The sequence below is a fragment of the Streptomyces sp. SudanB182_2057 genome (assembly GCF_964272715.1).
Classification (GTDB): Bacteria; Actinomycetota; Actinomycetes; order Streptomycetales; family Streptomycetaceae; genus Streptomyces; species Streptomyces rubradiris.
Genome location: NZ_OZ186798.1, coordinates 3998362 through 4024106, shown reverse-complemented (window position 1 = coordinate 4024106; position 25745 = coordinate 3998362). Strand labels below are relative to the sequence as shown.

Genomic DNA, 25745 nt, shown 5'->3' with positions numbered 1-25745 from the left:
ATGACACCGACGGACGACCGATTTCAGGAGCTGCGTCGGCTCCTCCAGGCGTATGAGCAGCCAAGTCATGGCTTCGACGACACGATGGAGGCACCGGGAACGGCGCTGGGCGCGTATCTCCGGGTGGCCGCCTTCGCCCCGGAGCGCGCGGCAAGGGCCGTACGGGAGATCCAGTCCCTCCTCGCGGTGGGCCTGTTCAGCGACGAGATCGCCGACGACGTCGATCTGCTGCCCCGCATTCATCCGCCCCAAGGCGTCGGCGTCGAGGACTGCCTGCGTGTCATCCAGGAACATCTGGAGCGCTTCCTGGCGGCACCGCCGTCACCCCGGTCCTCGCTCCGGCCCAAGATCCCCTGGGAGTGGCGGGAACGGTTCCCCGCCCTGGCCCAATTCCTCGGCGCGTACTTCTACCAGGACAGCCTCAAACTCGAATACGGGTCACACGCGGAAGCGGTCGACGACTACCTCTCCGGCGAACCGGCCGAGGACCTCGGGAAAGCAGCGGCCGAAATCGGCGAACTCCTCGACCTGGATCAGTCAGAAGACCAACTGCGCGAGGCGACCGCCACACTTGGCCTCGAGGAGCCACCTCCGGCCGGGGTTCCCTTGCGCCAGTGGCTTGTCGATCTACAGGGTCTGATCAGGCACCACCTGCGCGCGGGCACGCCCTGACGAGGGACGGCACGCGGGCTCACCGAGGAGGTGCGAGTCCGGGAACGCGTCGACGCGGTGCCGCACATCATGGGCGGCCCCGGCGGCGCCCGATCCGCCCCCCCGCCTCACCAAAAAGCCACCGCGTCCGTCACGGCCCGTACCCTTCCGCTCCCCGTTCCCCCGACCGGAGTACGCCCGGTCGTGCGGGCGTACAGGCCGGGTGAGGGTGGTTACGGCCGCGACCGACCGTGTCGCCGGCCCTCCCACGTAGTCCGCGAGGGGACCGACATGACGCAGACCACCGATGCCAAGCCCGCCGAGCGCCAGGTCGCGGAGGCCAACGCGGCCGTGCGGGAGCGGTTCGCCTTTGACGACAGGCGGGATCTCGAGGACGCGCGGCGCGGTTTCCTGGGCACGGCGGGGGAGAGCGTGATCCAGGACCGCGACGGGCGCGCGGTGTGGGACCTGGGCGCGTACGGGTTCCTCGACCAGGACTGCCCCGAGACGGCCAATCCGAGCCTGTGGCGGCAGAGCAGGCTGTGCTCCGACCACGGGCTGTTCGAGGTGACCGAGGGCATCTACCAGGTGCGCGGCTTCGACCTGTCGAACATGACGATCGTCGAGGGGGAGCGCGGCATCCTCGTCATCGACCCGCTGCTGTGCGCCGAGACCGCGGCGGCGGGCCTGGCCCTCTACCGTTCCCACCGGGGCGACCGCCCGGTGAGCGCCGTGCTGTACACCCACAGCCACGCCGACCACTTCGGCGGCGTCCGGGGCGTCGTCACGGACGAGGACGTCGCCGGCGGCGTACCGGTGTTCGCCCCGCACGGCTTCCTGGAGCACGCGGTCAGCGAGAACGTCTACGCCGGTACGGCGATGGGCCGGCGCGCCGCGTACATGTACGGCGCCGCCCTGCCGAAGGGCGGGCGCGGCCAGATCGGCGCCGGCCTCGGGCAGACCACGTCCACCGGCGCGGTCGGCCTGATCCCGCCGACGGCGGACATCACCCGTACCGGGCAGACGGAGACCGTCGACGGCATCCGGATGGTCTTCCAGCTCACCCCGGGCACCGAGGCACCCGCGGAGCTGAACATCCACTTCCCCGACCACGCGGCGCTGTGCATGGCGGAGAACGCCACCCACAACCTGCACAACCTGCTGACCCTGCGCGGGGCCGAGGTCCGCGACCCGCGCGTGTGGGCCCGCTACCTCACCGAGGCCATCACCCTGTTCGCGGGATCGAGCGACGTGGCGTTCGCCTCGCACCACTGGCCGACCTGGGGCCGCGACCGCGTGCTGACGTTCCTGAGCGAGCAGCGCGACCTGTACGCCTACCTCCACGACCAGACCGTACGCATGCTCAACCAGGGGCTGACCGGCCTGGAGATCGCCGAGGAGATGAGGCTGCCGCCCGCGCTGGAGCGGGCCTGGCACACCCACGGCTACTACGGCTCGGTCAGCCACAACACCAAGGCGATCTACCAGCGGTACCTGGGCTGGTTCGACGGCAACCCGGCACACCTGTGGGAGCACCCGCCGGTGGAGTCCGCGAAACGGTACGTGGAGTTCATGGGCGGCGCCGACGAAGTCCTGCGCCGGGCGCGGCAGTCCTTCGCCGCCGGTGACTTCCGCTGGGTGGCCCAGGTCGTCGACCACGTCGTCTTCGCCGACCCGGACAACGCCGAGGCCCGTACGCTCCAGGCCGACGCGCTGGAACAGCTCGGCTACGGCAGCGAGAACGGCACCTGGCGGAACTTCTACCTCATGGGCGCGCTGGAACTGCGCCACGGCTCGGTCGGCACACCGACGGTCACCGCCTCGCCCGACGTGCTGGCGGCGCTGTCCCTGGAGCAGCTCTTCGACGCCCTCGCCATCCGGGTGGACGGTCCCCGCAGCTGGGACGCGGACATCACCGTGCGCTGGAACCCCACCGGCGGCGAACCGGTCACGCAGCGGCTGCGCAACGGCGTACTGACCCATGTCACGGGCACGAGCCCGGCCGCGGCCGAACCGGACACCGAGATCACCCTCACCGAGAGCGACCTGCGGGCCGTCCTGCTCGGCACCGTCACCCCGGAGGAGCTGGCGGCCCGGGACACCGTCACGGTCACCGGGGACATCGGCCGGCTGACCGAACTGCTCGGCCATCTCTCCGCTCCCGACCCGGACTTCGCCATTGTCACGCCCTGAGCCGGGGGAGCGTCGCGCCGTGAGCCGGGAACGGGCCGCCGGGGTGGAGAGCCGGTCCTGGGTGCGGCGACTGCTCCCGGCGCCGGGCAAGCCGAAGCCCTCGGACGTGGGCGCGGGGCTGGTGACGGGACTGTTCTCGATCCCGGAGGGCATGGCGTACGCGTCCATCGCCGGGTTCAACCCGGTCGCGGGCCTGTACGCGGGCATCGTCCCCGCGATCGTCGGCTCGCTCACCGCCCGTACGGTCCTCATGGTCACCACGCTGACCAGCGCCATCGCCCTCACCTCGCAGAACGTGCTGCGGGAGGCGGGGCTGGACCCGCGGAACGCCGGCCACCTGGCCACGCTCACGCTGCTGGCGGGCCTGGTCATGCTGCTGATGGGCGTGCTGCGGCTCGGCGCCGTGATGAGTTTCGTGTCCCATGCCGTGATGACCGGGTTCTCGACCGGTATCGCCCTGCAGATCATCACCGGTGTCCTCAAGGACGCCACCGGCTACCGCCCGCAGGGGCACAACCGCCTCTACCAGGTGGGCGACTGGCTCGCGCACATCGGCCGCTGGCAGCTCGCGGCCACCCTCGTCGCCGTCGCCACGGTCGTCGTCTGGGCGCTCGCCCGGAAGGTACGGCGGCTGGAGCCCGTCGCGCTGCTGGTCGCCATGGTCGTGGTCGGTGCCGCGGTCGCCGCCGTCGGGACACAGGTCGAGCTGGTGCGTGACATCGCGCGCATCCCGGCCGCCCTGCCCGGCTTCTCCGCCCCCGACCTGTCGGTCGTACCGCAGTTGCTCGGGGGCGCGGTCGCCGTGGCCCTGGTGGCGCTGGCGCAGGCGGCGAGCATCGGGTCGTCCGTGCCCAACCCCGACGGTTCCCGGTCCTCGGTCAACGGCGACTTCGCCGCGCAGGGCCTGGCCAACCTGGCCGGCGGCCTCTTCCAGGCCCTGCCCTCCGGCGGCTCCCTGTCCCGCACCGGGGTCGCCGTCTCGGCGGGGGCCCGCACCCGGTGGGCCGGCGTCCTCTCCGGTGTCCTGCTCGCCCTGGTCGTCCTCGTCTGCGCGCCCCTGGCCGAACGCGTCCCGATGCCCGTCATCGGCGGGCTGATCCTGGTCGTGGGCGGCGAGCTGATCTGGGGCAAGCGCCACGACATCCTGCTCGTCCTGCGCACCTCCCCGCTGTCCTCGGCGGCGATGGTGCTGACCTTCCTGGCCACGACCCAACTGCCCCTCCAGCAGGCCATCGTGCTCGGCGCGATCCTCTCCCTGCTGCTGTACTGCGCGCAGGCCGCCCGCCAGGCCCGCTTCCTGGCCCTCACCCGTGATCCGGAGGGCCGCTGGCACCTGTCCGACCCCCCGGACCGGCTGCCGCCCGGCGACGTCACCGTCCTCTACTACGCCGGTACGAGCTTCTTCGCCGAACTGCCCCGCATCGAGCAGGCCCTCCCACGCGCCGACGACGCCCACGGTGCCGTACTGATCCTCGTGGTGCGCGGAGCACCGGACGTCCCCTCCGCCACCATGGCCAAGGTCATCCGCCGCCACGCCCGGGAACTCGACCGGCAGGGCGGCCGGCTGATCCTCGCGGGCGTCAGCCCGGGCCTCGCCCGCATCCTGCGCATGACCGGTGTCGACCGGGACCTGGGCCCGGGCGGGATCGTCCCGGCGGAGGGCGCCGTCTTCGAACCCCTGGACCGGGCCCTGGCCGACGCGCGCTCCTGGATCGCGGCGCGGCCGGGCGGGACACCGGACGGCACGGCCGGCCACCGCACACCACCCGGCCCGCCGACATGACCCGACCCGGGGATCCCGCAACCCGGGAGCCCGGTTCCGTCCGCCATCCGAGGACCCGGCAGGACGGTCACCACCCGTACGGCGGCGCGGATGTGCGGCCGGTCGCCATGACCGGAAGCCTAGAATCCGTCACCGGACCGCACCGAATATCCGCTTTGTACGTTAATGAGCTGGTCCCTCTACGACCCAAGGAGACGGGATGTCGCAGCACGCCGGCCGGACCCGTTGGCGGCGCTTCGCGGTGCTCATGGTCCCCAGCGTCGCGCTCAGCGCGGCCCTCGGAGTCGCCATGGCGCAGGGGGCGCTGGCCGCCTCGTTCCTGGTCTCCGGCCAGCGGTTCCAGGTCACCGCGGACACGATGACCGTCCGCGGGGTGAGCATCTACGGCATGGTGGACGTCTCCAAGGACGGCGAACACGTACCCGTGCTGGTCACCGGTGCCCATCACGTGACGGTGGACGACCTGTGCCAGTCCGTACCGATCGACATCCCGGGACTGGGCACGTACACGCTGAAGCTCACCGGCGGGCAGGAACGCCCGGCCGAGGCGTCGCACATGTTCCTCGACGCGACCTTCGAAGCCGCCGGCCAGGCGAACTTCGAGGACATCGACCTCGGCATCGCGCAGGGCGAGATCACCAAGGGCCCGATCAACCCGGACGACAGGAACTCGCGCTTCTTCGACCCCAGCGGCTTCGGGCAGCAGGCCGACTCGGTCCGTCTGACCGACGTGCAGATCACCGCGGCCGCCATCTCCGCCGGGACCTTCAACATCCCCGGCATGCGCGTGCGGATCGAGGAAGGCCACCACGACTGCGGCTGACCACCGCGAAGAAGGCCCAGCCGCCGCCCCCTCCGGGACCCCGGTCGTACGCCACACCCCTGATCAGGACGACACATGCTCAACCACATCCCCGGCAGCCCCCTCCTGCCGCGCGGCAAAGCCGCGGACGCCCGGCGCAGATTCGGCACCTGGCGAGGCGAACGCCCCTTCTGGGCGGGCCTGTTCACCATGACGGCCGGCGTTCCCATCCTGTACTGGCCGTACGCGAACCTGGACATGGACGGGGTCCCGCTGGCCCTCGCCACCACCTCCGGCAGCGGCTCCCTGCTCATCGGCATCCTGCTCATCGCCCTGGGCCTCGCCCTCTGGTACCGCCCCCACCAGCGCCTGTTCGCCGGCATCGCCACCCTCCTGCTCGCCCTCATCTCCTTCCCCGTCGCGAACTTCGGCGGTCTCTTCCTCGGCCTGGCCGCCGGCCTGGTCGGCGGCTGCCTGGCCTGCTCCTGGGCACCGCCCGACCCCGCCGCACCACCACCACCGGCACCGACCGCCGCCGCATCCGCACCCCTCCCCACCGGAGACAGCCAACGTGGCGACTGACCACTCCACGCCCCCCACCGGGACGCGACCACGTCCCCGCACGTCTCGACCCGCCCTCTGCGCACTGGCCGCCGCCACCCTCCCCCTGGCCCTGCACTTCCCCACCCCGTGGACGACGAGCCCGCCCTCCACCCCCGCCGCGACGGCGAGCCCCACGGCAGCCGGAACCGCGTCCCCGCCCCCGCCGCACACCACACCACCACCCGAGTCCGGCACGCCGTCACCCGAGTCCGGGACGCCGTCACCCAGCGCCACCCCGCACCACCCCACGCCGACGTCCTCCGGCCCGGAGGCACCCCCGACGCCCACCACCCAGGCGCCTTCGAAACGCCCGCGAGCGACAAGGCCACGCCCGCCCAAGCGCTCCACCACCGCCCCGCTCGACCGGCCGCCGGCGCGGCCCGCGCGCACCCCCTGGACACTGCACGCCGACCGGCTCGTCCTGCGCGCCGCCACCTTCCACGGCACGGTCACCGTGCCGACCGCGGCCGGATCCCGGCGGGCACTGAAGTTCACCGTACGGTCGCTGGAGGCCCTCGACCTGGACCTCACGGCGGGAGAGGGGGACGCGGCGATCCGGCTACGGACCGGCCCTACGACCACGTCCACGCTCAAGGGGGAGGGCAGCGAAGGCATGGTGACCCTCTACGTCCGAGCACTCTCCGGCACGCTCACGGCCCTCGGCGGCGTGCCGCTCCCGGAACCCCGCACCGTCAGCCTCTCCCCGGATTCCGTCCCCGCCTGGCTTGCCCCCGCCGGTCCCGCGAGCACGATCACCTTCACCGACGTCACGGTCTCGCCCCTCGCCCAGTACGGGGGAAACCTGACCCTCACAGGGCTGCGCCTGGACTCCTGACCCGGTCGACCGCCCCCCGTCGGCACGAGTGCACCTCACCCGAACGGCTCAGCCCTCGTGGCCGGAAGCCGCTGGGGAACGGAAGGTCGAAGCAGGTGAGGCGGGCCGCCCGGACGCCGCCCGCCACGGGAGAACGGAGTGCGACCATGACCGCACAGCCTCACCCGGGAACGCCTTCCCCCGGGAACAGCGCCCTGGCCGCCGGCGGCGCCACCTTCGCCGGCGTCCTGCTGCTCCTCAACGGCATCCTGGCGATCTTCCAGGGCATCGCCGCGATCGCCGAGGACGACGTCTACGCCCGCGTCGGCGACTACGTCTACAGGATCAACCTCACCGGCTGGGGCTGGATCCTGCTGATCCTCGGCATCATCGCCGCCATCGCGGGCTGGGGCATCCTCACCCGCGCCGCCTGGGCCCGCGCAGTCGGCATCACCCTGGCGTCACTGAGCCTGATCGCGCAGTTCCTTTTCCTCCCGTACCAGCCACTGTGGTCGCTCATCGTCATGGCCATCGACGTATTCGTGATCTGGTCCCTCGCCACCTACCAGCCGGAACCCAGCCGTCGCTGACCTCCCACCCCGGCCGACAAGAACGGCTGCGCGAGCCTGACGGCCCCGACCTCCGGCGGCAAGGGACCGACGCGGAGGCGCGGCAGCGGCTGAGCGCGCCGGAGGAGCGGAGGGCAGGCGAGGCGTGAGCCGTCGCTCATGGTGCGGATGTGATGCGCGGCCCGCGCACTCGTCCAGGCAGCGAACAACCCCCAGGTCTCCGAACTGGGGGTTTCTCATGAAGCGGGTGACGAGAATCGAACTCGCGCTCTCAGCTTGGGAAGCGACGGCGCTTGGACAACCGCGTCCCTGTGACCTGCGGTTATGCGATTCTGTGGCGGTCCTGGGAGGGTGCGTTCGCACCGCTGCTGACCGTTGTTGTCCGCTCTCAAGGGCACGCTGTGGGCACGGCGCCGTAGTGCCATGTCGGCGGCAGCCGGGTAGACCCTCCCGGTCCCGGGTGACCTCGGCTCGCATGTCAAGCACCTCAGCAGAGCCCCGCCTCTCATGACATCTGCTTCAGACCGCGCAGAGCGTCGACGACTCGTACGTGGAGGCTGCCGGTTTGCGCACCCGCTCCGACGCGGAGGCTGGCCTCGACGTCGTTGGTCTGCATGGCCACATGTCCGAACCGGGCCGAGAACCTGACCAGACCGGGCGAGGTTTCCGCATGCACGCCGGGCACCTCTACGGTCAGCTTCACCTCACAGCCCACGCCGTCGGCGTGGGCCGCAAGGATCTCCTCCACGTCACGAACGATCGGCGACAGCGCCTCATCCAGGAGACCATTCGGTATGCCGATCGACCGCCGGGCAATCTCGACCCCACTGCCACGCAGAGTGGTCAGAGTCAGGCAGACGCTCCTGGCGCTGTAAATACCGTGATGGTGCAACACGTACACGGCCGTCAGCGCTGCCTGCACGGCTCCGACAACGGGACCGACGGCCGCCGCCGACTTCAAGTCCCAGGCATGCGTGATTTCGCGAAGCCTGCGCGGAGCCAGCCCGGTGATCACGTTCTCGATGCCTTCGAGCGCACTGTCCCCCATGTGCCAGGAGCCACCGAGACCGAAAGAGAGAAGTTGTCCCTCCTCACCCACAGCAAGCACGGAGTCGTTTTCGGTCACACCGACCGGGAACAAAGCCACGCGGAGCCCGGCGGACAGGTGGTCCAACTTGATCAGCTGAAACCTGGCCTTCTCCGGATCGATGGAAAACCCGATAGAGGCCACCTCCCGGCCCGGTTCCACCGGCCGGTGATCGAGGCCGTAGAACTCACTCAGAAAGGCTTTCGCGGCAGGAAACAGCGACAGAGACATTCCGTAGCTCTCCGCCATCGCTGCAAGCCGCAGCACTGCCTGCATCGCCTCTTGCTCGACGTTCCTCCCTGCGGTCCAACCGATCCTCTCCGCAGCCCGGTGGTGCTGAGTCACTCGTCCACCACTTCGATGCCGAGACGCTCCAGCAGAGCTGTGCAAGATCGGCACGGTTTCGCATGACGTCCGTGCTCCGGATCTCCTTCGGGGCGAATCTTCCTCGTCACTATGGCCGACCCCGAAAAATGCCCCGTCGCATCGTCGAGGGTCGTTCTCCCCCCGCTCGGAAGCTGCTCGTCCAAGCCCCACAACTGATCGGAGATTAGTGCGGTCTCCGCGCAGTAACCCATAAACGGTTCCCGCTGCGAGGCAGGAAGCTGCTGAAAAAACTCGGAAACCGCAGGATGTAGATCCGGGTCCGAATCCGCGTCGAGGTCGGTCTGGCTGAAGATCTGGCCGTTCACCAGCAGGGACGCGGCGGTCATCGGAATATGCTCAGGCATAGTAGTCCTCCGCGTGTTCGAGCGGATAGCCACGTGAGTAATTCATGAACGCCGAGTACTTGTCATTTCCGAGGAAGTACTCGCCGCTGTGATGCAGGTAGAAGAACCGCCCCGCTTCGTCCATGAGGATCGTGCCGCCGTCGTACGTGTCGTGCGCGACGGGGAAGACCTTTTCCCCCAGTCCGTCGGCGAGTTCTTGAACGTCTTCCGCTGCGCCCCGGTACATGAGGGCCGGAAGGAACATCACGGTGTCTTCCGGAGAGTCGTGCAGGGGTGCCACAAGGCCGACATGCTCGCGCAGAAAATCGAGAGCGGGCTGGATGACGTCAAGACTGCCGCCGTCCCTGCGGAATGATGCCTGACAGTCCTCGATCTCGGTGGCGGCAAGGTCGTCACACCTACGGCCCGGGTGCCATCCGGCCTTCGCCAGCCAGGCGTCAACTGCCTCGGGCGACTTCAATGCGGACACAGTTCTTATCCTTTTCCAGGTCAAACAGCGGTGACGCCGATTAGCGGAAGCATGCGCGCGCAGGAGGCGCAGGGCGGCTTGTACTCCCCGTGGCTCAAGAATCCAGGCTTGTCCGGTTTCATGTCACCGATCTGCCGCGTATGCACCTGTGCTCCCTCCATCACCCTTCTGATGTCATCGGTGGTCCGTATGTCGACACCGTCACGCTCTGATATAGCGTGCAGTCGGTCGGAGATCAGCGCCACTTCGGCGCACTTTCCGTGCCCGACACCCGTATTTCCACCCTCGGCCTGTGTCTTTCGGTCGATGTCGTCCAGGACGGACTGCAGGGCGGGATGTGTATCCAGATTCTCTTGCGGATCCGGGTTCTGGGGATTCTTTTTCAGCCTCGACACACTGGTATGTCCCGTCAGGATCCCTTCGTGCAGCAAGGCTCCCGAACACCCCTGCTTGATTCTGCCCTTGCCCAGCACAGGCTGCCCGTCCGCCCCGTTGGGAGCCTTCTGTGCTTCGTCCGCCAGATCCTTCGCCTCCTGGATCAGCGCCCGACGCTGATCTTCCGGGCCGAGGTGATCGACCTGCATGGCGTCACGACGGTAGTGTCGCATCTGACCGGCGCTTCTTCCGTGCCAGCCGGGCTGCGGGTTCATGCGCCGAGGACTGTTCCCGCCACCCCCTCCGCCGCCACCGCCGTTCCCGCCCCCTCCGCCGCCACCGCCTGCTGAACCGCGCGGATCGACCTTGTTCACGTTGATGCCGTCAGCCTGTTTGCCGATCTTGTGGTCGATTTCCTTGTGGTGCCGGGAGGCTGCCTTCACGCGCTGTGGGATCTCGTCGCTGATGTGCCTGGCCGTACGGGTGACCGACTTGGTGGCGGCGTCGAGCGCCTTCTCCAGGGCGTGGTCGAAGGTCTTGGTGAACCCGTCCCGGCCCTTCGTCCGACCGAACGCGCCCTTCGCCTTGCGCAGATGGATATGGGCCTTGCTGCCGAGGTCCCCGCCGTGGAGGAAGAGCTTGCCGGCACCGTCCTCGAACTCGGCGTGGTCGATACGGGTCCGCTTGCCCGCACCGCCGCCCCCGCCCCCGCCGCCCGCGGAGGCAAGGGTCATGCCACCCGGAGTGCCGCTCCCCCCGCCGCTGGGGTGGAACGCACTCTCGGCCAGATCGAGCGCCGCATCGGCGGCGAGCTGTTCCAGTTTCGCCGTGACCGGCTCCGCCAGCTTGGCGGCGATCTCCGCGACGATCTCCTCGATCGCCTCCTTCACCAGCCTCTTCACGAGCTGCCGCATCAGGACGATTTCGCCCGCGGCAGCAGCGGCCGAGATACCCAAGGTGACACCGGACGCGGCGAGTTCGGCGACGATCGTCCCGGCGAGAACGGTCAGCTCGACCGCTGCCTTCGTCTTCATCGCGATGATGATCTCGGCGATCCGGTCACACACGAACGCGAACGTCCGTGCCACATCAGGGATCTTCTCCAGGTGACTGGTCTTCACGTACGACCAGTGCTGCTCCATGGCGTCGACCGCCCAGCCCTCCGAAGAGCTGAGGATCCGCGTGATCACCTTGTGCGCATCGCCGCCGTGGCCCTCGAACTTGTCCGCGAACTCACGGAGCGAGTCCGCCATATCCGTGTAGTCGTCCTCGTCCACGTTCGGCCAGTCGATGCCCGCAAGGTCCAGTGCCTGGTCGACGATGTCCGGCAGCATGATGCCCATGTTCCGTGCTCCCCCGTGGCGTTCGGCGCTTCAGCAATTGCAGCAGAGAACAGTTAAGTCTTCGTACGCACGTACCACCAACAGGAACAGGGGTCTCAGTGCGAGGTTGAGACAACTCACGCATGACAAAGGAGTTGAACGAAATATATCGGGCAATCCGAACGCATGGCAGGCACGTGCTTGTGCCCACCCTGCCTGACCGGCAAGCCCATGCCCCCTCCGGCCACGTGATTCGACCGCCTCCCTACCGGGTCACCGAGCTCACCAGGTACGGGCCCACCTGTCACGATCCGTCGGGGAGGAGCAATCCCCGGAGATCCGACCATGCGCCACCGAGGCATCTACGGGCCGCCGACCGGACCCATCGCATGCCACCATCCGTATCGCCATTGGCGAGGGCATCGTCGGCATGCCGGAGGGCTCCCGGTTCTACGACCTTCACCACACCGGGCACGCGCTCTCGACCCGACCCGGCGCCACGCTCAAGGACACGATGGTCCGTGCCGGGCATTCCTCCGAGAATGCCGCGCTGATCCAGCGGCACTCTGACGACGAGCGGCAAGACGTGTCGCCGGCGGCCTCGATCACCGCACACAACAACAAGGCCCAGGTCTCCGACCTGGGCCTTCAGCATGGAGCGGGTGACGAGAATCGAACTCGCGCTCTCAGCTTGGGAAGCGACGGCGCTCGGGCGGGCTTTGCTGCTCTGACCTGCGCAGATGCATTCGCTCTGGGTGGTCGCGCGGGCCGGATCGCACCGCTATTTACCGTGGTTGTCCTGTCTTATGGGCACGCTATGGGCACGGCTCCGCGCAACGTCGGGACATCACGTAAGCGTGGAGGGCGATGGCTCGGTTCGGCTCAAGTCTGTCCTCCTCCGTGAACGTCGTCGCGAGTGCACACACCAGACCTGCTTGGGGCGTGCGGCAAGCGTGACCGGGCCAGTCAGGGACTCCGCAGAGTTCACCGACGGTGTTCCCTTTGTCCCCGAAGAGGTCCAGATTGCAGGCGCCCCCTAGGTCCTGTCTTCAAATGTCACGCCCACATCAGCAGCGATGCGAGGGTGACGGCTGCTTGGTAGGACTCGGCGGTCTTGTCGTAGCGGGTCGCGATGCCTCGCCATTGCTTCAGGCGGTTGAAGCACCGTTCCACTACGTTGCGCCGCTTGTAGAGCTGCTTGTCGAAGACCGGCGGGCGCCCGCCCCGGCTGCCGCGCCGGAGCCGGTTGCGGACCTGGTCGGCCCGCTCGGGGATGGTGTGGCTGATGCCCCGGCGTCGCAGCCAGGTCCGGATGGCCCTGGAGCTGTAGCCCTTGTCGCCCAGGACGTGGGCGGGCCGCACGCGGGGCCGTCCCGGGCCGATGCGGGGCACGCGGATCTGCTCCATCACGGCGGTGAACTGCGTGCAGTCGTTGGTGTTCCCGCCCGTGACCGTGAAGGCGAGCGGGCGGCCAAAGGCGTCGCAGGCCAGGTAAATCTTGCTGGTCAGTCCGCCTCGGGAGCGTCCGAGGCCGGGGACGCGCAGCCCCCTTTTCTGGCCCCGGCGGCGTGCTGGTGGGCACGGACGACGGTGGAGTCGACCGACACCAGCCAGTCGATGTTCCCGGCCGCGTCGGCCCTGGCCTGGGCGGCACGGAGCATCCGCTCGAAGGTGCCGTCCAGGGCCCAGCGGCGGAAGCGGGTGTGGAGCGTGTGCCACGGACCGTACCGCTCGGGCACATCCCGCCAAGCGGTGCCGGTCCGGAACTTCCACACGATCCCGTTGAGCACGGTGCGGTCGTCCAACCGCTTCCGCCCCCGCAAGGACTCGGGCAACAACGGTCGAACGAACTCCCACTCAGCATCGGACAGTTCATGACGACGTATCACCCAACCATGATCCACTACTCAAGATCATTTGAAGACACGGCCTAGGCCGCCACCCACGCCCGGGCAGTGCGATCGACGCCTGGGCCGCGATGAGCGCGGTGTCGGCCTGCCGGTAGGTGTCCATCCGCAGGTCGGTCCGGTCGACGTACGACAGCCACCCGTACCGCGGGGCGTCCGCGCTGCCGACCGCCGGGGTGAAGTCGGCGTTTGCAGCCGTGCGCGACCAACAGCGCCGCGATCGCCACCGGCAGGTCCTTGAACCGGGGCTCGCCGCCGGTCACGGAGGTGAACGCCGGGTCGGCGCTGGTCCAGGAGAACACCTCCAGCAGAACCTCCAGCAGGTCCACCCCCGGCGGCATGGTGTTCACCGCCGACCGGAACCGAAGCAGTGGCGCGGGTTCGGCCTCCGGCTTCAGCGTGGGAAAGCGCAGCCGCCCGTCACCGCAGGCGGTGATCTGGGTGTTCACGGAGAGCCGGACGGCGACCTCAACGTGCGTGCCGTCCAGCAGCGCGGCCCGCGCGGCCAGGTGCCTAGAGGCAGTGGATGATCCGGGCCCCGGCCGGCAGCCGGCGTGTTCTCGAACGTCTTGGTGCATGGGTGGTGTGCACCCGACGGGCGTGGGGCCGGGATTGTCTGTCCCTCACTCAGGTGGTTTCGGCCTGGTGGGGGTGGTCTCTTCGTGGCGTGGCGTGCGTAACTGGGCTGAAGGAAGCGGGAGTTCCGCTTCCAAGAGACTGGAGGTGATCGCTGTGAAGGAGACGCTGGAGAGTATCGGGGCCGAGGGCGTCTACGAGCCGCCGCTGCTGGCCGAGGTCGGTCAGTACGCCGAGGTGACCCAGGGCGAGTGGGGGGACTGGCCTGACTTCCCGGTCGGCTATTGGCTCTGAGGGCCCGGAGGGTGCCGGTCCTGGCCGTGCGGGTCGGGACCGGCACCCGGTCTCACGCCGCACACTGTCGCTCGGTCCTCACTCTGGAGTAGTCGATGGGCATCCCGCCGGCCTGCTGGTTCGTTGTCCTTCCCGACCGGGATATGGCACCTGGTCTCGTCGGTCTTCTGCGGGAGATCGCCGGGTCGGCCGCCGTCCGGGTCCTGTCGCACGCTTCCGGCCGTCCGTGGCTGGTCGGCTGCTGGCCGGACGAGGAGCTGACTGCCTGCGCCGTCGGTGACGTGCGCCTGGCCCTCGCCGGGACGTGTTCCCTGAACCCCGCCGAACTGGCCGCGCGGGCCCGGCAGATCACTGACGCCGCGCACATCGAGCCGGTGCTCTCGGGTGTCCACGGCTGCTTCCACGTCCTCGCCTCCGTCGCGGGGCACACCTACGCGCGGGGAAGTTTCTCCGGGCAGCGGCGGGTGTACCGGGCCGAGGCCGGTGGCGTCACGGTCCTGGCCGGCCAGTCCCGCGTCCTCGCCCGGCTGACCGGCGCGGAGCTGGACACCGCGCAGCTGGCGCTGCGGTTGTCCGGTGACACCGTTCCGCATCCGCTCGGATGGGGTGTGCTGTGGCGTGGCGTGCACGCCGTGCTGCCCGGCACTGCCGTGGAGCTGGTGCGCGACGGTGAGGTGCGCACCCGGCGCTGGTGGGATCCGCCGGAGGCCCAGCTGCCCTTGGAGGAGGCTGCGGCCGGGCTACGTGAGGCGCTTGAGCGGGCGGTCGCGTTGCGGGTGCGGGCGGACGAGGTGGTCGGTGCGGACCTGTCGGGCGGCATGGACTCGACGTCACTGTGTTTCCTGGCGGCCCGGGCGGGCGCCCGGCTGGTCACCGTCACCATGAACGCGGGCGCTTCCACCAACGAAGACCTCCGCTACGCCACCCAGGCTGTCGGGCACCTACCCCGCGTCGAGCATCTGGTGTTCGAGCCGGCCGATCTGCCCGCCCATTTCAGTGGGCTGGACGAGCGCGTGGATCTGGGCGACGAGCCGTCCGCGGTCGTCCGTACGCGGGTGGAGCAGCGGTACCTGGCCGAGCGGATGCGGGCGCGCGGGGCCCGGCTGCGGCTGTCCGGCTTCGGCGGGGACCAGGTCATCCAGTCGAATCCCTCGTATGTGCACGGTCTGCTGCGGCACTCGCCCGCGGCCGGCCTGCGCCACGCGGCCGGGTGGCGCGCGCGGCACCGCCGGCCTCTCGGGGCGGTCATGAGGGCGCTGCTCGACCGGGGCTCGTACGCTGCCTGGCTCGCCGAGGCCGCCGGACTGCTGCGCACGCCGGTGACCGCGGACGACCTGCGCTGGGGGTGGCGCCCGCATCTTCCGCCATGGGCGAGCGAGCAGGCCGTGCAACTGTGCCGTGAGCGGTTGCTCGCGGCGGCCCGGGACGCCACCGAGCCGCTGCACCGCGAACGCGGGCGGCACACCTGGCTCGCCGGGGCGCAGAGCGGGGGACGGCTCGCCGGCCACCTGGCCCACTGCGGGCAGCTCGCCGCCCTGCCATATCACAGCCCGTACTGCGACGACGCCGTCATCGCGGCCGCGCTCACCGCCCGCCCGCACGAGGCCACGAGCCCCTGGTCCTACAAGCCGCTCCTCGCCGCCGCCATGCGCGGCCTGGTGCCCGAGGCCATCCTGTGCCGCACCACCAAGGACCAATTCGGGCACGAATGGCAGGGCGGCCTGCGCCGCAACCGGGACACGCTCGCGGCCTGGGCGGAGGACTCCCGGCTGGTGGCCGCCGGACTGGCGGACGAAGACGCATTGCGCCGAGCCCTGCTCTCACCCCAGCTGCTGACCGGCAAGACCGCGGAACTGGAGACCACGCTCGGGGTGGAGGCGTGGCTGCGCAGCCTGGAGCACCAGCACACCCCGCACGGCACGAGGGAGACGAACAGTGCACCGACTACGCGATGACGTCACCGCCTGCACCACGGACGACGGCATGGTCCTGCTCGACGAACGCGCCGGGCGCTACTGGCAGTTGAACGGCACCGGTACCTTCGTCATCAAGGCGCTGCTGGACGGCGCCACGCCCGAGCAGATCGCCGGGCAACTCGCCGCCACCCGGCCGGTCACCCCCGAGCGCGCCACCGCCGACGTCACGGCACTGGTCGCCCACCTGGTGAAAGAGAAGCTGGTGACCGACTCATGAGCCAGATCCTGGACACCGACGGCACCCGCCCCGGGCTCGGCACCCGCATCACCGCCCACACCGCCGTCGCCGCCGCCCGGCTCCTCGCCCGCCTGCCACCACGCCGGATCCGCACCGTACTGGGCCTGACCCGCCGAGGAGCCAGGCCCGCCCGCTACGACGAGGCTCTACGGGCACGGCGGGACGTCACAGCCGTCAGCACCCTGTGCTCGGGCCGCTACTGCCTCCCCCGCTCCCTGGCCACCGCCCTGCTGTGCCGCATGCGAGGCCACTGGCCCACCTGGTGCAGCGGAGTACGCACCTCACCGTTCGGCGCCCACGCCTGGGTAGAGGCCGAGGGCCGACCCGTCGGCGAACCCGACGACACCACCACCTACCGGCCGATCCTCACCGTCCCGGACACATCGGCGAACTCGGGGCCAGCCCACGGCCAATGAGACAGTCGAGTCGATCGCGCAGCCGGTTCAGTCCAGCTCGGACGGCGGTGAGCCGCTCCCGCACGTATGCCCCTTCCGCTGGTTCGCCCGACTCGGCGTGCTGACCGAACGCCGTTGCCCTGCATTGCGTTCGCCACTTCGCACACCTTCCGCCAACATGTGGCGCAGGTCACAGGAAATCGATCTCGCCATTTGAGATGGTCCGGCGTCGCCCAAGCTCTGATGCTCCGTGATGCCCTTCAGGCCGCCCTTCGGCCTCGATTTAGGGCACGTGAAGGGCACGCTGCCTTCGGATTGGTCTAGACAACAAACAACCCCCGGGTCTCTGACCTGGGGGTTTGTCATGGAGCGGGTGACGAGAATCGAACTCGCGCTCTCAGCTTGGGAAGCTTGGGTTTCTCGGCGGTGGTTGCTGCGCTGACCTGCGGCGCAGCAGTGGCGGAGCCCTGGTTGTACCTGGGCAAGTTCCCGCTGTTTCCCGTAGTTCCCCGCAGGATCTGGCACGCGTCTGGCACGGGGTCGGTAGTCCGGACTGCGCTGCTGACGACGACCGCAGCAGGAGTTCGGTCGGTATCCCCCTCGGGGCTGGAACCTGTCAGTTGACTGTTCCGTGCAAGCACTGCCAACCAAGGCCGCTGATGTCACCTGTGGACATTACGGAACTGGCCGCCGCAACAACGCCCTTTCTGTGACGGCTCCAACTCGGTCTTGGCTGGCTCGTCTCTGTCGTCACATGCCGTGAAGACCACTTCATCCAGGCAGCTACGTGGCGGCATGGAGATCATGCAGGGAGTTGACCTGTCCACGACTCTCATCGAGGCCCACCTACCGCAGGACGAGCCGTCGATTCGTAGTCGCCTCTGACGGTGCCACGAGTGCGGGGGAACGGGGATGGCGGAGCACAGATGCGACGCTGGCGGATCTTGGGTGTACGCAACTTGCACCCTCACACCTAGCGCTGGCGAAGCCAGGTGCGGCCCAGGCTCGACTACGGCAGGTCCTCCAGGCGTGCCAGCAGCCCGGCAGCCGTCGCTACCGCGGCGATCGCGTCCGCGCGGGTCCACGTGAAGTGCTCGGTGGTGCCCTCGTCATCGTGAGGCGCACCGCTGAACAGGGCGTACGCGCTCTGCGCGAGCATGGCCCACCGCTCGTCCTGAGTGCGGTCCCTGGCCTTCTTGCTGAGAGCCTGGGTGTACAGGGCCTCGGTGTTACAGGCTGGCCGCACCGCGTCCAGAACGGAACGTGCTTTGCCGACGGCGCCTTCGTAATCTCCATTGCGGATCAGCACCTTGGCTTCCCGGAGCCGCTGGGCAGCCAGTGCCCGTCCGTCGATGTCGGTGATTGGCACCAGGACGTCAATGAACGCCCCCGCGTTGAGACCGTCGAGAGCCTTGGCCCATTCTTCGGGCGAGATCCGGATCGTCAGCTGGTGTTCACGGCCGGGCCAACCATCGACGGCGCCGAGCTGCACCGCGGTCAGGTTCGCACGTAGCTCCAGCTCTCTGCCTTGCCGTGCCTTCTCCAGTCCCATGATCTGGGCGTCGGTCAATGTAACGTCGAAACTGAGAAGGCGGCCCTCGGGGTGCGCTTCTATCGGCCACCGCTGCACCATCTGGCCGAGGTACCCGGAGTTCCCAAGGCCGTCGGCCCATAGCTCGCCCGACACCTGGTGCGCCTGCTGCACGGGGATGTTGCCTGTTCCGCCGGTCTCGAAAAACAACGTGAGGCGATGCACCCCCCAGCCAGGCAAGAGAGTCAGGGCATGCCGTGCCGGCTTGATGGACAGCAGGTAGTCGTCAAACTGGAAGGCCATCTGGGGGCTCCTCGCCGGTAGGTATAAGAATGCCTTGATGGTGCCAGCCCGGCGGCCAGCTACGCCAAGGACTTACGCCGAGCCTCGCAACTTGTAGCAGAAGGCTCGTCGCTCGTGGGTCAGGCCACCGCCTTGCGCGTACCTCACACGACCGGAATACCACAGGGATGCGAGGCGGCAGCCGGCACGACTCCATGGCTTGAAACTCAGTTAATCAGGGACTCCAGGGCCGGCCGCTTGCCAAAGCACGCATAGCAGCCTCAACCAAGTCGGCACGCTGATTCAAAAAGGCCTCGTAGTTATTCTCCCGCAGAGGCTCTTCAGGGATCGAATGACTCTTCAGGCGAAAAAGGATCTCTTCATCTCCCAGACTACTTGCGTCGGCCCGATCGCGCATGTAGACGAGAGGTTCTTTGTCTCGAATGGTGCGATTCGTTTTCCATGTAATTAGAGCGCAGTTTAGGGCAAGACCGGCCGGCTGCTCTGCTTGCTGGTTCTTGAGGTAAGCTTCAGGGAAGATGTGATGATACTCGCGCTGACTAGCATTTCCGACCTGAATCTCTCCTCCGTCTGCCAAGTCCGTTGCTCCTCCCTTGAGGGAAACGAGGAGAATTGCGCGAGCCAGTCGGTCTTTTTTCTTGGGCCAGCCAGCTTCGAGTAGCTCCTGCTTGCTTGGGAGGTCGGAAGCAAAGATCGCAGGATTGCCTTCCTTGCCATCACGGATGATTTTTCTAAGTTCTCGCACGTCTTGGATTGCAGCCGTATGCGCACTGCTTTCATACCGCTCGGTGAAGAAGCCTCTCCAAAGGAATTTGCGTAGAAGGGTCCTTGCTTCGCCGAGTTTATCGCCGGTAAGTTTTGCGGCATAAGACCACAGTGTGATGAGTGCGGGCAGGACTGTGAAAGTTGGGAGTCGTTGTGCGTCAAGCACCTTCTCTGATTCGAGAAACTTAACCGCCTCTTCGGCTCCCACTACGATCTCCCCCCAATTCTCGACAAGCTTCTTCCAATCGAGCTCAAGAATGCTCGGTCGGTCCGGTGTCTTGTCCTGCACCAGTGCGGCCGTACGCAGGATAATGTCCTGAACGTCTCCAAAACGGGCAAGCCCTGGGACGCGGCCATTAAGGCTTTCGAGCAAGTCGTGTAGAGACTCGCCAATTTCCTGCTCAATGTCGGCTGTGATGATGTCAAAGATAGACAGAGGTGTGAAACCTGTGTTGATCCTCGTAAAGACTTCCAGCACCTGCGCCCGACTGGTCGTGGTGGGGAGTGACAAGAAGGGGATGTTAAACGACGAGAATTTGGCTCGCCAAGCGTTGATCCGTACTACATGTTCAAGGACTTCCTCTGATGAATCAACGCACGCTTCTTTGACCCATTCAGTTACTCTCTGTGCTGTCTCCTCGCCGGGCAGGAGCAATTGAACGGGGACGTATCCGCGCTTCATCAACTCGACTGGACTGTTCGTCCATAGAGGGTACTTCCGGCCCTGCTTGTAGGTGGTCTTTACGCTCTGAACGGCGATCCCGTCATAATCTGTCCGCTCGTTGAAGCTAACGAAGTAATCTCGGTCCTGATAGCGGCCATTGAGGCTTTTCCAGAGTGCAGTCAAGCGCTGCTGACCATCGAGAAGGAGTTCAGATACTCGGGCGTCGTCGGGAACCTGGACCCCGTTGATGGGCCTGTACTTAAAAGGTGGATCACCTTCAACTTGGAGAACAAACATTGAGCCGACTGGCAGCTCGTTCAGCACGCTTTCAAGCAAGCTTGCAATTTGGCCGTAACTCCAGGCTTCGAAGCGCTGAAAGCGGGGAAGCTGAACCTGTCCCCGGCTGATAGCAGAAACCCAATCCTTCAAGTCTCGGTTACGTGCTTCCATCGTTCCTCCCCCTGGCGTGATGCCATGTTGCGTTCAAACCAATTAGACCAGCAGTACTGCAAATTGGTGCGGCGAATAACGATGCTGCTCGACGTTTGCGCTACGACAGGACGTCATCTTCTTTGCCAGGCCAGGCCAACGTGATGCCCACTCTGCGGCACAGGTCAACCCACCTCGCGTCAGACGGCTCGCGCTCCACCCAGAGAACGGCTCTTATCGCTGATGCGCGGCGGCTGAGTTGGTCGTGGTAGTCGAGGACCTGTCCGAGGCCTGTACGGAGTTGACGGACCTCATTGGCACTCGTCAGTGACTTGACTTCGCAGACCGTCACGCGGTCCTCAGCGTCGCGCCATGCAATGTCGAAGTCGGGGTCCGCTGCGCCGGGCGACAAGGTTGCGAAGCCACGCTTCTGCGCCTCCTCAGCAAGGGCGTTTTGCAGCCGCCGGTGCGTCGACAGGTTCCGTCCGGCTAGGTCAGGGTCGGGGGCGCTCGGTGTGGCAGGGGCCGGTATCACGCTTTCGTCTGGTGCCACGTAGCTGCGCCCGATCTGTACGTCGGGGTCAGTGATTGTGGCCTTCACGGGAACCAGGTGGAAGCGGATGACCTTCCGTTCAGGGCCGCCACCTGTGGCCGGCGCCAGGCCTTCGGAATAGGGCTGCTCTGGGTCGAGGACCCACTCGCCGAGATAGCGAACCGTTCCGCGGGCGCCCTCGAACAGACGCAGCCGCTTGCCAGTTTCACGGTGTTCGTGAATGGCCTTGTTGCCACGGATCATCTTCTGATCACCGGTTTGGCCCTCACCGGTGTAGTGGAACGTGCCGTCTTCGTTCCAGGTGTCGTAGTAGCCGTGCTGGTGCCCCGAGCTTGGTGCGGTGAAGATGAGGATGTTGTTCGTCGTTCGTGACGGACTGATTCCGTTCTGGGAGCTCCCGCCGTAGCGCTCGTGCAGCTCAACCCGTCGAATCTCATCGCCAGGAGCCAAGTGCCAGTTCGGGTCCTCGCCCTTCGAGGCGTGGATGGCTGCCTGGATGGCTTCCCACTGTGCGTCGGCCAGGCGGTGAGGATTGGCCGCCCACGGCTGGGTAAAGATGCTCGCTCCGGCCATATGGGGATCACCAGCGAGCTGACTCTTGGGTACCAATCGGTCCAGCCACTCAGTCACTTCGAGGGGAACGTAGTCCCGGACTCCGGGGTCCGTCGCCCAGTACTCTGGGTCTGAGACGGTACCGCGGGCGGTCCCACCGGTGAAGCGACCGTAGGCGATCACGCCTGCATTGGGGCCGGTAGTCCAGATGGCGAAGTCGTCACCCGCGGCTACATCAGCCTTGTGACGTGCGATGGTCCATGAGTCGAGTACCTGGCCATCGCTACGGAAGCGCCCGATGTCGAAGACGTCAGGATTGCAGGTCAACAGCCACGCGGCCACGGTTCCCCCAAGGTCAAGAGGCAGGTGTGCGAACACTACGACACCCCTCTGACACTCGGGCTGTGACCGGGCAACCTCGCCTAGGGTGCTGGCCCTTGTTGACGATCAGCCCCTCGATGCGAACTGCGGGCGGGGAGTTCACTGAGGTCTGCTCGGCTGGTCAGCCGTGGTCGTGAAAGTACTGCCAGTCGTCCGCGGTCTCTGCGGTTGCTGTACCCCGCTTTGTACAGCCACAACTGATCACGGGCGGCCGTGACCTGCGGCCGGCTAACCGACCACGTCCTGACCTGTTGCCGAGCTGTCGGCACCTGTCGATGTCGGGCACCATTGAGCGCCTTTCCATGGCCCGAGGACGGCCCGGGAGGGGCGCTCGTGCGTGAGCTCCCAGTGTTGGTCACTGCGTCGGGAGTCCAGGCGAACGGTTACGGACTTCGGCGGAAGGGTCACGCACCGTCGCCGGCTAGGTCTATCATCTGCACATCACACGGAGGTGGCATATGCCGAGGCATCAGTTCGCGCTGTACGAAATTCGGGTGCGCAAGATCCAGGAACCGAAGTCGTATCGCCAGGTATATTGCTTCAATCCGCGAAAAGATGATCTTTTCGAGATCTATACGAAGTTCCTGGTGGATGGTATCGGCACGAAGGGTGCGACCGTCCAGAGGTCCGAGCGCTATGCGCGGCTGCACTCGATGGAGGAAGACCGGCGCACGCTCTGGTTCACTGTCGAGTCCGGCAGGTATGGAACCCGGGGCAAGGTTGTCGACACCGAGACTGGCGACGACGCGTACGAGATACAAGATGATGACGCGGCGGCTTACCCGCTAAGGCAAGCATTGTTCGTCCCCACGGTTGGCGACTTCGCGCTGTGGGCCACTGAAGTTATCGGCCACACGAGCGCGATCGGCTCACTCACTCCAATGTTCCGTGACTGGTTCAAGGAGCGTTACGACTCTGAGAGGCTTTCGGTCGACATCAACTACTTCCAGGACACAAATGCCTGGACGAAGTTCATCGAGGAATCCAGCCTTCAGGAGATAACCTACATCACGCGCGAGCGCGACGGTGAAGATCGAAGCGTAGGTACGCGTGTTCAGGAGCACCGCATCAAAGCCGCTCGGCGTCTCCGGCTGCCTCGCGAGTGGATCACGCGAGCGATCGAGAAGCGGCTGCCGCCCGACTCCGTTTTCTCCGTGAGTGGACTGCCGGAAGCGGATGAGGTGCGTCTCCAGATCGAGCGGGGCGGCAGGTCCCGTACCATCGTCGTCGACCGGGACTGGCCGCGCTTCAACTATGCACTTGAGGGGCCTCGTAACGGTCCCCCTGGGGACGACGTGTTCCGGCGTGAGGTGTTGTCAGAGGTAGGTGCTTCACTGGACTACCTAGGTGCGGACCGGGGTGCCTGGATGATCTAGCTAACGTCGCATGAGGGGGCCGCCGTGAGTGGTAAGTGGGATGTACGAGACATCGCGGCGGCTAACTTTCGCACCTATGTAGATGCCGATGGTAAGAGGCGAGCAGGCGACGTTGTTGTCTTCATCGGCCTCCCTTTGATGCTGGGCGTTACATGCGGGCTGCTACGGCATTTTGGTCACCTTCACATTCTTGACGTCTCTAAATTTATTGGCGGAGTCGGTGTTTTCACCGGCCTTTTGTTTGGGCTTTTGACGAACGTCTTCACTCTTAGTCTTCGTGTTCGACGTGACGAGGGGCTAGACCCTGATCACGTCGTCATCCGTAATGTCCGTGAGCTCTTTGCAAATTTGAGCTGGGCCGTGCTTGTTGGCCTACTGCTTGTTGTCCTCCTCGTTGTCGTCACCGCCACGCATGATCCAAAAAAATCCATCGGAGTGGCGTGGACGGGAATCTTGGTGACTACGTTTTCTCACCTTATTTTGTCGCTACTCATGAGCCTTAAGCGTTTGTGGTTCGCGCACCAAAACGTATCCAACCTGCCACCTAAAGTGGCATCATAGGTCGGTGGAGCGGCTTTGGGCTGGAGCTGCTTTGGCGCGAGTGATCATGGCCCCGTAAGCTTCCGGCGCGTCGGGCAGTCTGTGGACCTGCCCGCTAAAGCACGACGTTGGGGCCATGATCTGCGAGGCTCGCGCCAAAGTGGCTGCCTAAAGCCGTGGAGCCGACCGCCCCAGCCACGACGTACCCCTTCTCTGACGCCAGGCGGCTGATTGCTGTGCGCGCGGCACGGGCGCCGGCCGGGCTGGAGCGGGGCGGAGACAGGAGCGCAGGCCCGGCCGGGGGCCGGGCCGCGCGCGGGGAGCGGAGCGAGCCGCCTTGAACCAGTAGAGAAAGTTTGAATCACGCTCGGCTGGTGGTCGCTGCGTCCGGTCGTACCAGTGGCTGCTGGCTCGTGGTGTAGAACCCTGGACATGGGGAGTGAGCGGCGGGAGCGGATGAAGGCGCTGGGTGCGCGTCTTCGTGTGCTTCGTGGAGAGTCGGGTCTGACGGGTGCCGTGCTGGCGCAACGGGCCGGCGTAGGTCAGCCGACCGTGTCGAAGATCGAGACCGGGCGCATGGTGCCGAGCCGGGATGTGCTCGACCGGCTCCTGGGCGCTCTCGACGTGGATGAGTCGGTCTTTCGTGAGGTGCGGGAGCTGCTGGCGGGCGTCGTTGCCGCCGAGGACGACGAACCGACCGCTGTTGACGTCGCTGAGGGCACGACCGTTGACGAAGAGGTGCGGTCCGCTCAGTCGGTCCGCTCGTTCCAGTGCGTCGTTCTGCCGGCCATGTTGCAGAGCGCGGAGTACGCCCGGCACGTCTTCCAGAGCGCCCCGCGCTCGACGCCCGAGGCTGTTGGTCGGGCTGTCGCTGCCCGTGTGGATCGGCAAGGCGTGTTGTACGAGCCGGGGCGGGAGTCGGTGTTCGTGGTCACCGAGGCCGTGTTGCGGACCTGGCCGGGGAGTCCGGCGCTGATGCTGGCGCAGTTCGACCGGTTGCTGGCGGTGGAGAGTCTGAGCACGGTACGGCTCGGGGTGATCCCCTGGCGCCGGCCGGTGCCGATGCTGCCGCGGCACGGTTTCACCTTGTGCGACCAGCGGGCGGTCGTGATCGAGACCTTCGACAACGAACGGGTGTCTACTGACGCCGCTGAAGTGGCCGCCTACGAGGAGACCTTCGAGTGCTTCGCGCGCGCTGCCGTCTTCGGTGATGAGGTGCGCGAGCTGTTGTTGCGGGTGATGAAGGAGTTCCGCGACCTGGGGGACACCCTCATCCCTTAGAGGAATAATTCCTCGGCATGCCTAGAATGCTGCTTGCTGCTAGGAATACTCTGCCGTCACGCTGTCTAGCCCCCTAGACGAACGGAGAGGTTCCCATGCTCACCAAGTGGTGCCGTGTCTTCCCCGGCCTGCCGGAAGAGGTGTCCAATGCCCGTCACTTCGTGGCCTCCCTGCTCGGGGACCGTGGCCCGGTCGAAGACGCCGTTCTGGTCGTGAGCGAGCTGGCGACCAACGCCCTGCGGCATACGCGGAGTGGCATGCCTGGTGGGTGGTTCTTGGTGGTCGTCGGCCTTGGCGACGATCTCGTTCGCATCAAGGTGGTCGACCAGGGCGGCGACCGCGTGCCTCACCTGTGCCCCGTCACCAACCGTGAAGAGGGAGGTCGTGGGCTACGGCTGATCGATGCCTTGGCGAAGAACTGGGGCTACACGATCCTGCCTGACGGGCGCTTCGTCTGGGCCGATCTGGTGCGGGCGAGCGCATGAGCGCACAGAAAGCGGTGCGATCGCGGGTTCGCATAGTCGGCGGTGAGGTGTGAGCCCGAGAGGTGTCCCCCGGAGGAGATCGCGCTTCTACGTGATCGAT

At 66.9% G+C, this 25745-nt stretch carries 23 protein-coding genes and 1 pseudogene; 15 read left to right on the top strand and 9 right to left on the bottom strand.

Going from position 1 to position 25745, the window contains the following annotated elements; translation table 11 throughout:
- The 7 genes from ACSURM_RS17465 to ACSURM_RS17435 all read left to right on the top strand — a co-directional run bounded on the left by ACSURM_RS17465 (position 1) and on the right by ACSURM_RS17435 (position 7436).
- Positions 1–672, top strand: coding sequence for a contact-dependent growth inhibition system immunity protein (locus ACSURM_RS17465; RefSeq protein WP_436956122.1), 672 nt, complete (start codon positions 1–3; stop codon positions 670–672).
- A 270-nt stretch (positions 673–942) separates the two neighbouring features.
- The gene (locus tag ACSURM_RS17460; RefSeq protein ID WP_436956120.1) at positions 943–2844 is read left to right on the top strand and encodes an alkyl/aryl-sulfatase; all 1902 of its coding nucleotides are present in this window, start codon (positions 943–945) and stop codon (positions 2842–2844) included.
- A 19-nt stretch (positions 2845–2863) separates the two neighbouring features.
- Positions 2864–4627 carry a SulP family inorganic anion transporter gene (locus tag ACSURM_RS17455; RefSeq protein ID WP_436956119.1) on the top strand — a complete coding sequence of 588 codons (1764 nt, stop codon included), beginning with the start codon at positions 2864–2866 and terminating at the stop codon, positions 4625–4627.
- Positions 4628–4826: 199 nt separating this feature from the next.
- Positions 4827–5450 (top strand): DUF6230 family protein, encoded by a 624-nt coding sequence (locus tag ACSURM_RS17450; protein WP_436956117.1) that lies wholly within the window; start codon positions 4827–4829, stop codon positions 5448–5450.
- 75 nt (positions 5451–5525) lie between these two features.
- Entirely contained in the window at positions 5526–6011 is a 486-nt protein-coding gene (locus ACSURM_RS17445; RefSeq protein WP_436956115.1) for a DUF6114 domain-containing protein, read from the top strand.
- Positions 6001–6867 carry a hypothetical protein gene (locus ACSURM_RS17440; RefSeq protein WP_436956114.1) on the top strand — a complete coding sequence of 289 codons (867 nt, stop codon included), beginning with the start codon at positions 6001–6003 and terminating at the stop codon, positions 6865–6867. Before ACSURM_RS17445 ends, ACSURM_RS17440 begins: the two co-directional genes overlap by 11 nt.
- Before the next feature lie 146 nt (positions 6868–7013).
- Positions 7014–7436, top strand: a complete 423-nt coding sequence (locus ACSURM_RS17435; RefSeq protein WP_436956112.1) for a DUF7144 family membrane protein — start codon at positions 7014–7016, stop codon at positions 7434–7436.
- A gap of 484 nt (positions 7437–7920) precedes the next feature.
- Here the strand turns inward: ACSURM_RS17435 and ACSURM_RS17430 are convergent, their stop codons facing one another.
- The 6 genes and pseudogenes from ACSURM_RS17430 to ACSURM_RS17405 form a co-directional block, all read right to left on the bottom strand.
- Positions 7921–8847, bottom strand: a complete 927-nt coding sequence (locus tag ACSURM_RS17430) for an SUKH-3 domain-containing protein (RefSeq protein ID WP_436956110.1) — start codon at positions 8845–8847, stop codon at positions 7921–7923.
- Entirely contained in the window at positions 8844–9215 is a 372-nt protein-coding gene (locus tag ACSURM_RS17425; RefSeq protein ID WP_436956109.1) for a YwqJ-related putative deaminase, read from the bottom strand. The genes ACSURM_RS17430 and ACSURM_RS17425 overlap by 4 nt, the downstream gene beginning before the upstream one ends.
- Before the next feature lie 10 nt (positions 9216–9225).
- Positions 9226–9702 (bottom strand): SUKH-3 domain-containing protein, encoded by a 477-nt coding sequence (locus ACSURM_RS17420; protein ID WP_436956107.1) that lies wholly within the window; start codon positions 9700–9702, stop codon positions 9226–9228.
- Positions 9703–9722: 20 nt separating this feature from the next.
- On the bottom strand, positions 9723–11420 hold the full coding sequence (locus ACSURM_RS17415) for a YwqJ-related putative deaminase (protein WP_436956105.1): 1698 nt from the start codon (positions 11418–11420) through the stop codon (positions 9723–9725).
- A 1035-nt stretch (positions 11421–12455) separates the two neighbouring features.
- Positions 12456–13285, bottom strand: a protein-coding gene (locus ACSURM_RS17410) for an IS5 family transposase (protein WP_436961122.1) whose coding sequence is annotated in 2 segments (ribosomal slippage) — positions 12456–12955 and positions 12955–13285 — 831 coding nt in all. Because the reading frame shifts where the segments join, the coding sequence is not laid out codon by codon here.
- A 67-nt stretch (positions 13286–13352) separates the two neighbouring features.
- Positions 13353–13827 (bottom strand): annotated as a pseudogene (locus ACSURM_RS17405) (Tn3 family transposase); the annotation flags it as partial.
- 202 nt (positions 13828–14029) lie between these two features.
- On the opposite strand from ACSURM_RS17405, the gene ACSURM_RS17400 reads away from it, so the two are divergent.
- The 4 genes from ACSURM_RS17400 to ACSURM_RS17385 all read left to right on the top strand — a co-directional run bounded on the left by ACSURM_RS17400 (position 14030) and on the right by ACSURM_RS17385 (position 16806).
- Positions 14030–14176: a lasso RiPP family leader peptide-containing protein gene (locus tag ACSURM_RS17400; RefSeq protein WP_436956103.1), complete on the top strand. Its 147-nt coding sequence runs from the start codon at positions 14030–14032 to the stop codon at positions 14174–14176.
- A 143-nt stretch (positions 14177–14319) separates the two neighbouring features.
- A complete protein-coding gene (locus tag ACSURM_RS17395; RefSeq protein ID WP_436956101.1) occupies positions 14320–16131 on the top strand; it encodes an asparagine synthase-related protein in 1812 nt (603 codons plus the stop codon).
- The gene (locus ACSURM_RS17390) at positions 16112–16369 is read left to right on the top strand and encodes a lasso peptide biosynthesis PqqD family chaperone (RefSeq protein WP_436956099.1); all 258 of its coding nucleotides are present in this window, start codon (positions 16112–16114) and stop codon (positions 16367–16369) included. The genes ACSURM_RS17395 and ACSURM_RS17390 overlap by 20 nt, the downstream gene beginning before the upstream one ends.
- Positions 16366–16806 (top strand): lasso peptide biosynthesis B2 protein, encoded by a 441-nt coding sequence (locus ACSURM_RS17385; RefSeq protein WP_436956098.1) that lies wholly within the window; start codon positions 16366–16368, stop codon positions 16804–16806. Before ACSURM_RS17390 ends, ACSURM_RS17385 begins: the two co-directional genes overlap by 4 nt.
- Before the next feature lie 988 nt (positions 16807–17794).
- On the opposite strand, the gene ACSURM_RS17380 is transcribed toward ACSURM_RS17385, so the two are convergent.
- From ACSURM_RS17380 to ACSURM_RS17370, 3 genes are all read right to left on the bottom strand, one after another.
- Positions 17795–18619: a hypothetical protein gene (locus tag ACSURM_RS17380; RefSeq protein WP_436956096.1), complete on the bottom strand. Its 825-nt coding sequence runs from the start codon at positions 18617–18619 to the stop codon at positions 17795–17797.
- Positions 18620–18833: 214 nt separating this feature from the next.
- On the bottom strand, positions 18834–20498 hold the full coding sequence (locus ACSURM_RS17375) for a GmrSD restriction endonuclease domain-containing protein (RefSeq protein WP_436956094.1): 1665 nt from the start codon (positions 20496–20498) through the stop codon (positions 18834–18836).
- 100 nt (positions 20499–20598) lie between these two features.
- The gene (locus tag ACSURM_RS17370) at positions 20599–21924 is read right to left on the bottom strand and encodes a hypothetical protein (protein ID WP_436956093.1); all 1326 of its coding nucleotides are present in this window, start codon (positions 21922–21924) and stop codon (positions 20599–20601) included.
- Between the two features lie 533 nt (positions 21925–22457).
- Between ACSURM_RS17370 and ACSURM_RS17365 the strand changes: the two genes are divergently transcribed.
- From ACSURM_RS17365 to ACSURM_RS17350, 4 genes are all read left to right on the top strand, one after another.
- Entirely contained in the window at positions 22458–23339 is an 882-nt protein-coding gene (locus ACSURM_RS17365; protein ID WP_436956092.1) for a hypothetical protein, read from the top strand.
- A gap of 24 nt (positions 23340–23363) precedes the next feature.
- On the top strand, positions 23364–23900 hold the full coding sequence (locus ACSURM_RS17360) for a hypothetical protein (protein WP_436956091.1): 537 nt from the start codon (positions 23364–23366) through the stop codon (positions 23898–23900).
- Between the two features lie 411 nt (positions 23901–24311).
- Positions 24312–25160, top strand: a complete 849-nt coding sequence (locus ACSURM_RS17355) for a helix-turn-helix domain-containing protein (protein WP_436956089.1) — start codon at positions 24312–24314, stop codon at positions 25158–25160.
- Between the two features lie 95 nt (positions 25161–25255).
- Positions 25256–25645 (top strand): ATP-binding protein, encoded by a 390-nt coding sequence (locus tag ACSURM_RS17350; protein WP_436956087.1) that lies wholly within the window; start codon positions 25256–25258, stop codon positions 25643–25645.
- Positions 25646–25745 lie beyond the last annotated feature (100 nt).